Origin of the sequence: Cupriavidus sp. UYPR2.512 (assembly GCF_000379565.1) — a bacterium.
GTDB lineage: Bacteria > Pseudomonadota > Gammaproteobacteria > Burkholderiales > Burkholderiaceae > Cupriavidus.
In genome coordinates this window covers 257,494-265,670 of sequence record NZ_KB903151.1, presented here as the reverse complement: position 1 = coordinate 265,670, position 8,177 = coordinate 257,494, and the positions used below count along the sequence as shown (strand labels likewise).

Annotated in this window: 5 protein-coding genes, 1 tRNA gene and 1 pseudogene; all 7 read right to left on the bottom strand. The window is 66.3% G+C overall.

The annotated features are described in order from the left end of the window. Window positions 1-270, bottom strand: a pseudogene (locus A3A5_RS0125745) (glycine-rich domain-containing protein-like); the annotation flags it as partial. 26 nt (window positions 271-296) lie between these two features. Further along, window positions 297-2,621, bottom strand: coding sequence for a bifunctional diguanylate cyclase/phosphodiesterase (locus A3A5_RS39360; protein WP_232431456.1), 2,325 nt, complete (start codon window positions 2,619-2,621; stop codon window positions 297-299). Then, window positions 2,615-3,640: a CHASE domain-containing protein gene (locus A3A5_RS45115; RefSeq protein WP_232431454.1), complete on the bottom strand. Its 1,026-nt coding sequence runs from the start codon at window positions 3,638-3,640 to the stop codon at window positions 2,615-2,617. The genes A3A5_RS39360 and A3A5_RS45115 overlap by 7 nt, the downstream gene beginning before the upstream one ends. A 524-nt stretch (window positions 3,641-4,164) precedes the next feature. Further along, window positions 4,165-4,258: transfer RNA gene (locus tag A3A5_RS0125735), tRNA-Ser, on the bottom strand. Window positions 4,259-4,387: 129 nt separating this feature from the next. After that, window positions 4,388-5,638 carry an aspartate kinase gene (locus A3A5_RS0125730; protein WP_026201130.1) on the bottom strand — a complete coding sequence of 417 codons (1,251 nt, stop codon included), beginning with the start codon at window positions 5,636-5,638 and terminating at the stop codon, window positions 4,388-4,390. A gap of 122 nt (window positions 5,639-5,760) precedes the next feature. Next, window positions 5,761-7,212 (bottom strand): tRNA lysidine(34) synthetase TilS, encoded by a 1,452-nt coding sequence (gene tilS / locus A3A5_RS0125725; RefSeq protein WP_369797815.1) that lies wholly within the window; start codon window positions 7,210-7,212, stop codon window positions 5,761-5,763. Further along, entirely contained in the window at window positions 7,178-8,149 is a 972-nt protein-coding gene (locus tag A3A5_RS0125720) for an acetyl-CoA carboxylase carboxyltransferase subunit alpha (RefSeq protein ID WP_018313353.1), read from the bottom strand. Before A3A5_RS0125720 ends, tilS begins: the two co-directional genes overlap by 35 nt. Window positions 8,150-8,177: the final 28 nt, after the last annotated feature.

Below are 8,177 nucleotides of genomic sequence, written 5' to 3'. Positions count from 1 at the left end.
ATAGCCGAAGATGTGCTCGCAATCGCTGGCATAGCGCCTGGTATCCAGGATGTGGGCATGCCAGAAGGCATCCACCTGCTCGCTGGGGACGGCGGGNGTGTCCGGATGCTTCGCCGCCAGCTTGAGGAATTGCCGGTAGCCGCTCTCCGCCTGCTCCAGCGATTCTGGCGACCAATGCGCATGCTTCTGGTGCAGCAGCTTGGCCTTCATCCTGGAAAAGTCCAGGGCGTCGATGGCCTGCCACATGAGTTCAATAGTACGGTCCTGCATGATTTTGCTCCCTGTTATTGGACTGCTTAAGCACGCACCGGACTGACGGCAGTCAGGCGCGCATCGGTTGCGGCCCGTGCTCGAGAGCGGGACCGTTCTCCATGCGGCTGGCCAGGAAGGCAGTGATCTTCGCCGGCGGCAGCGGATGGCTGAAGTAGTAGCCCCTGCACTTCGTCGCAGCCTTCGCGGCACAGGAATTCGAGTTGCACCTCGTTCTCCACGCCTTCGGCGACCACTTCGAGGCCAAGCCGGTGGCCAAGGCCGATCACCGCGCTGGTAATCTGCGTGTCGCTGCGGCTTTCCGGTATGTAGCGGACGAAGCTGCCGTCGATCTTGACCGTATCGATCGGGAAGCGGCTCAGGTAGGCGAGCGAGGAGTAGCCGGTGCCGAAGTCGTCGATCGCCAGCCGGACACCNGTGCGCTTCAGGCGCGAGAGCCAGCTGGACGCCNGTTCGGCATCGCGCATGACCATGCTCTCGGTNAGTTCAAGCTCCAGCAGGTTGCCAGGCAGCCCGGCTTGCCGCAGGGCATCGATGATGGTCAGCCTGAGCGACTTGTCGGCGAACTGCCGTGCCGACAGATTGACTGAAACACGCACCGGCGGCAGTCCCTGGGCGCGCCATGCGGCATTCTGCCGGCACGCTTCGCGCAGGGCCCAGGCGCCGATCTCGACAATGGCGCCGCTCTGCTCCGCGAAGGGAATGAAGTCTCCGGGCATGACCAGGCCGAGTTCCGGGTGGCGCCAGCGGATCAGTGCCTCGACCGCCGTGCACGCTCCCGACGCGAGCGCAATGCGGGGCTGGTAGTAGAGGATGAACTCGTTCTGCTCGAGCGCGCGGTGCAGGTGCGACTCCATGTCGATGCGCCGCTGCAGGGACGCGCTCATGCCCTGGCAGTAGAACTGGTAGCCGTTCTTGCCGAGCTGCTTGGCACCGTACATGGCCAGGTCGGCATGCTTGAGCAGGGTCTGCCAATCGCTGCCGTCCTCGGGGAAAGAGCTGATGCCGATGCTTGCCGTCATGCGCAGCTCCGACTCGTTGACGACGAAGCCTGGCGCGAGCGCAGCCTGGATCCTGGCAATGGTCCGGTCCAGGACCGTCGCATCGCCCTTGGGGTCCAGCAGCACGACGAATTCATCGCCGCCGAAGCGGGTGATCAGTTCCACCTCCTCCAGACTCCCGCGCAACCGGTCGGCCATCTCGCGCAGCACGATGTCGCCGGCATTGTGGCCGATCGTGTCATTCACAACCTTGAACTCGTCCAGGTCAACAAAGATGACATGCAGGGCCCGGTCGCTGGCGCGGGCACGGGTCAGCGCCTTCTCGAACTCGGCCTTGAACATGAGGCGGTTGGGCAGGCCGGTTAGGGCATCGTGATTGGCGATGAAGCGCAGGTTCTCCTCGGCCTGGCGCCGCAGCAGGAAGTGCCCGGTCTGATTGGCAATGCCGCCCGCCATCGCGAGCGCATGCGTGTCGGGGCTGCGCTTGCTACGGGAATAGAGTTCGACCACGCCGAGCGTCACGTGGCCCCTGCTCAGCGGGAAGGCGAACACCGTCCGGATGCCGCCTGCGTCGAGCCACCTGGCTTGCGGATGCCGGGCCATCGCGCTGCGGCTTGCATACCATTGCGGTGCCTGCAACACCGCGGTGCCGGCCGGCCCCGCAGGCCGCCCGGCAAGCCAGGGCTGCAGCGCCTTGATGCGGGCCAGGTAGACCGGCGGCAGCTTCAGTCCCTGGCTGTCATCGCCCGGCCAGAAGGCACCGGCCTCCCAGTCCATGCCTTCGAGCAGCGTGTGGACAATCTCCTCCAGCACCTCGATTTCGCTGGTGGCGGTGGCCAGGTGCAGGGCGATCTGGTGTTCCTGCGCCCTGGCCTGCTCGGCGGACTTGCGCTGGCTGATGTCCTGCGCGGTTCCCCGCAGCACGGCGCTGTCCGCCGCCCCATGCGCGTGGCCGATCAGATGCAGCCAGCCCCGGCGTCCGCGCCGCGACCGGTAGGGACACTCGAACTCGAACGGCTGGCGATCCTGCAGGGCTGCCCGCATCCTTTCCCGCAGCACGGCGCGATGGCCGGCGTCGATCGCCTGGAACAGCGCCTCCGGAGTCGGTTTGTCGCCGCGCAAGCCGATCAGGCGCGCCATTTCCCGGGAAAAGTGCGCGATGTCCTTGTCCAGGTCCATGCGCCAGTCGCCCAGGCGGGCAATCTGCTGCGCCTCGGCGAGCGCGGCCTGGCTGTCGCGCAGGCTGTGCGTCATATGGTCAGCCACGGCCACGGCGCGCGCCCGCGAACTCGACAACGCATAGGCCAGCCACCCCAGCAGCACGCTGATGATCAGGCCGGAAATCACCACCAGCGCCGTCCGCCGAAATTCCGCACCACGCTATTGGCCAGGTCATGCTGGCCCGTGCCCGGGACCGCCTGGCCGGCCGCCAGTGCCGTCGCGCCATGCGCGGCACTGGCGTGGACGGCGCTGCCGCCCGCGCCCCGGCTGCGCTCCCCGGCCGCCAGGCCGGTCACGCTGTCATAGAGCAGGTTGGCGGCGGAGGGCGGAACCGCCGCCTGCGCGAAGTCTCCGGCGTCATGCACGCGGAACCGGATCCGGCGCAGGTTCTCACTGCTGACCAGGTCCTTCAGCAGGCCGTCCACCCGGATCCCGGCGCCAACCGAGCCGACATAGGCGCGTCGGCGCGCTTCCACGGAATTCAGGTCCGGCACCTTGCGGTACACCGGCAGGCGCAGGGCGATGCCCACATGCGGGTCCTTTGCCTCGCTGAAGATCAGGCGCCCGCTGCTGACTGACTGCCCGGTATCGCGCGCGCGTTCGAGCGCGGCCAGGCGGCGTGGCTCGGCGCCCATGTCGATGCCGATCGACGCCAGGTTGTTGTCGAGCGGTTCGACATAGGTCAGCACGAAATGGCCCGGCCGCCGGCCGGGGGGCCGGACGGTGAACGTCACGCCCGCCTCGCGCAGGATCGGATCGCTGCGCTCCCGGGCAACAAAGGCGTCAATCTCGGCCGCCGGCACATACGGCGCGTAGTTCAGCGTCTGGAAACCGGGATAGCGCTGCGGCAGGTTCAAGCCGCTGACGAAATCGCGAAACTCGCCGCGCGAGACATGGTCGCTGGCGCCGAACAGCGCCTGCATGGTCACCAGTACATCGGTATAGAGTCGGATCCGTGTATCGATCTGCTGGATCACGTCGCCGGTATCGTTCTCAAAACGCAGGCGAACATCCTTTTCCAGCAGATCGGTGCAGAATTCATAGACGACCGCAGTCGTCATCACGCCAAGCAGCAAGGTGCCCGCGGTGATGGTGCGCGACCCAAGACGTCCAAGCGGGTGCAGCACGCGCGCAAGCGTCTGACGCAAGATTGTTTCCCCCCCGGATGTCGATGGCAACCATGCGGCTGAGCGGCCGTCACCAGCGACTAATGCTAATAGTGCACTTATTGGCTGGGGTCCGATTCGAAACCCATCCTGTTATATGTCTTAACAATTTATAACAAGCGGGGAAAAACGGGCCCTGAAAATCGCGGCGTAAACACCCAACTTAAGTGGGGTGGCGGTTTGGGGGGTGATTGGCTGGCGATTCAGGAAGCTGCTCCAAGGAGCCTCCCGCCATGCCGCGTGAGTTTGCGCTGTCTTTGGATTGTTTTCCCGCCCAGCGTGATCCCGTTTGCTTTCGGGCTTGGCGCTCGGCTACGGCTTGCGTACCCACAGATGCCGTCGGGTCTGACGTGGCAGCAAACGGCGCGCTCACTTCGTCAGCTGGTAGACGCACGCCAGAAGCGGTCGATTTTCTAAGGCAAAGCCTCTGATGGGCAGCCGACTGATGGGCCAGAAAAACAAAAACCCCGGAAGACCGCGATCTTCCGGGGTTTCGCCGCCATTACTGGCGGAGACGGAGGGATTCGAACCCTCGATCCAGGTTTTGGCCCAGATGCTCCCTTAGCAGGGGAGTGCCTTCGACCTCTCGGCCACGTCTCCCAAACTTGCGTTGTGTGAGGGAGCCACACAACGAAGCGCGTATTCTAGCGGCGCCGCCCGTGTTGGTCAACGAAAAATCGATCACTCAACACAAAAACCGCAGCCCCGCCAGAAGTGTTCACGAACGGATCACGCCTGTTCCAGCTCGAAGGCCTTGTGCAGCGCGCGCACGGCCAGTTCCATGTACTTCTCGTCGATCAGCACCGAGATCTTGATTTCCGAGGTGGAGATCATCTGGATGTTGATGCCCTCTTCCGACAGGGTGCGGAACATCTTGCTGGCGATGCCCACATGCGAGCGCATACCCACGCCCACCACCGACACCTTCGACACCTTCGGGTCGCCCGACACGCTGCCGGCGCCGATATGCGACTTCACACCATCGTTCAGGATGGCCAGCGCGCGCTGGTAGTCGCCGCGCGGCACGGTGAAGGTGAAGTCGGTCTTGCCGTCGACGGACTGGTTCTGGATGATCATGTCGACGTCGATGTTGGCGTCGGCGACCGGGCCCAGGATCTGGTAGGCGATGCCCGGCTTGTCCGGCACGGCCAGAACGGTGATCTTGGCTTCGTCACGGGCAAAGGCGATGCCGGAGATTACGGCGGCTTCCATGGTGGAGTCTTCCTCAAAAGTGATCAGCGTGCCCGAGTGCATTTCCTGCTCGAGCGGCATAAGCGGGTCGGTCAGCGACGACAGCACGCGGGTCTTCACGCGGTACTTGCCGGCGAACTCCACGGAGCGGATCTGCAGCACCTTGGAGCCGAGGCTGGCCATTTCCAGCATTTCTTCGAAGGTGATCTGGTCCAGGCGGCGGGCGTCTTCGACCACGCGCGGATCGGTGGTGTACACGCCGTCCACGTCGGTGTAGATCAGGCACTCGTCGGCCTCGATGGCGGCGGCGATGGCCACGGCCGAGGTATCCGAACCGCCACGGCCCAGCGTGGTGATGTTGCCGTCGTCGTCGATGCCCTGGAAGCCGGTGATCACGACCACGCGGCCGGCGTCTAGGTCGGCCAGGATGCGCTCGTCGTCGATCGATTCGATACGGGCCTTGGTATAGGCCGAGTCGGTCTTCACCGGCACTTGCCAGCCGGTGTAGCTGACCGCGTCGATGTCCTCGCCGTGCAGCGCGATGGCCAGCAGTGCCACGCTGGCCTGTTCGCCGGTCGAGGCGAGCATGTCCAGTTCACGCGGATTGGGCTGCGGCGAAATTTCCTTGGCGAGTCCCAGCAGGCGATTGGTCTCGCCCGACATGGCCGAAGGCACCACGACTACGCGGTGACCGGCGCGGTGCCACTTGGCCACGCGCTTGGCGACATTCTTGATGCGTTCCGAGGAACCCATCGAAGTGCCGCCGTATTTGTGAACGATGAGAGCCATCTTCTTGTCGACGCCAGCGATTGTGCAAAGCCTTTGAAAATACACGAACAAGCCCCGTCAGGCAAGGCGGGAGCGGGTTCGGGCTACGGATCGGAAGTGATGCCGGCGGCGATCCGGGGGCTTCAGTGCGGCGGCATCGCCACTGCCGGTGGCCGCGGATGCCATTCGACGCGCCAGCGCGGCGCCGCCGGGGCGTCCGGCCAGCGGCGGTGCATGCCCAGGCCGGCGACCAGCACCAGCGCATCGGCAGACCACAGCAGCGGCAGCCAGGCGCGGCGCCAGGCCGGGATGCCGGCTTCCTGGCAGGCTTGCTTCAGGGCCCGGGCCGGGCCGCCCGGGCGCAGCACGATACGCTCGCCGCCGCTGCGGGCGGCCAGGCGCAAGGGCTGGCGCAGTACCGCTTCGGGCACGCCGAAGGTGTCATCGCGGAAGAAATGGAGTTCGCCGCGCCAGGCGGGCACGACAATCCGGGCCTCGCCGCGCCAGTCCAGCATCACGGGTGCCGGCGCAGCGACCGGTGGCGGCGTGCAGGCCAGCACGCGGTCGCGGAAGCGGCGCAGGACCAGCCCCTCATGGGCGATGGCGGGCTCGCCGCCGGCGTGGGTGACCAGTTGCCCGCGCATCGCCGCCAGCCGGGCGGTGGACGGCGCGCGCACGCCGAGGTCGCGCAGCCAGAAGCGCAGCACGGCATCGGCATGTGCCACGGGCAAGTCGCGCAGACCCGCCAGGTCGAGTTCGGAAAGCGTGTCGGCATCGCGGCCGGGGCGTGCCAGCGCCGCCAGCGAGGTGGCTGCCAGTTCGTCGATCAGTGCGCCGGCCTCGGCGAAATGCGCGGCCGCCTGCACCACATTGGCCGACAACGCCGGAAAGGCCGCCACCAGCGCCGGCAGGTGCGCGCGCAAGGCATTGCGCGCATAGCGGTCATCGGCATTGGATGGGTCATCGACCCATTGCAGCGCGTTGGCCGTGCAGTAGGCCTCGATCTCGGCGCGGGCCACATCCAGCCAGGGGCGCAGCAGCATCACGCCGCTGCGGTCGTCCAGCGGGCGCAGCGCCGGCATGCCAGCCATGCCGGCCACGCCGGCGCCGCGAAACAGCCGCAGCAACACGGTCTCGACCTGGTCGTCCTGGTGATGGGCAAACAGCAGCAGGCGCGCGCCGCTGTCGGCGCACATCGCCGCCAGCGCGGCATAGCGCGCGCGGCGCGCGGCCGCTTCCACGCCCTCGCCCGCCTCGGGCCGCACCGACACCCGCCGCACGAAATAGCCGACCTGCCATTGCGCGCACAGCGCGGCGCAGAAGCGGTCCCAGTCGTCGGCATCCGCCTGCAGGCCGTGGTGGACATGCAGCGCCACCACGCGCGCGCCAACGCCCCACTGCGTCGCGGCCGCGCGGGCGGCATGCAGCAGCGCGACCGAATCGCGCCCGCCCGACAGGGCCACCGCGATCGTCGCCGCGCCCGCGCCGCCGCCAGAAACAACAAAGGCCGCACCGGCCTGGAGGGCCTGTGCGACCTCGTCGGTCAGCCGGGCGGACGGGTCAGTCCTGGGCGCCGGTTTCCTTGAACTTGCCATAGGCGAGCAGGCGCTCGTAGCGGCGCGCCTGCAGCTCCTTCACGCTCATGCCCTGGAACTGGCGCAGCGACTCTGCCAGCGAGCGCTTGAGCATCGCCGCCATGCCCTTGTAGTCGCGGTGCGCGCCGCCCAGCGGCTCACTCACGATCTTGTCGATCAGGCCCAGCGCCTTCAGGCGGTGCGCGGTCAGGCCCAGCGCCTCGGCGGCTTCCGGTGCCTTCTCGGCCGTCTTCCACAGGATCGAGGCGCAGCCTTCCGGCGAAATCACCGCGTAGGTGGCGAACTGCAGCATCTGCACCACGTCGCCCACGGCAATCGCCAGCGCGCCGCCCGAACCGCCTTCACCGATGATGGTGGCGATCAGGGGCACCTTCAGGCCGGCCATCACATACAGGTTATGGCCGATGGCTTCGGACTGGCCGCGCTCTTCGGCGTCGATGCCGGGGAATGCGCCCGGAGTGTCGACGAAGGTGAAGATCGGCAGGCCGAACTTGTCGGCCAGCTCCATCAGTCGCTTGGCCTTGCGGTAGCCCTCGGGCTTGGGCATGCCGAAATTGCGCAGGGCACGCTCTTTCGTGTCACGGCCCTTCTGGTGGCCGATGACCATGCACGCCTGGCCATTGAAGCGCGCCATGCCGCCGATGATCGAAAGATCGTCGGCAAAGGTGCGGTCGCCATGCAGCTCGTGGAAATCGGTAAAGATCTCGCGCACGTAGTCCAGCGTATAGGGGCGCTGAGGGTGGCGGGCGATTTGCGCAACCTGCCACGGGGTCAGGTTGGCGTAGATATCTTTGGTCAGCTGCTGGCTCTTGCCGGCCAGCCGCGAAATTTCTTCGGAAATATCGACAGCCGAATCGTCCTGCACAAAGCGCAGTTCTTCGATCTTTGCCTCGAGTTCGGCAATGGGCTGCTCAAAATCCAGGAAGGTGGTTTTCATAAAATCACACGTACCTGTCTGTGAAGGG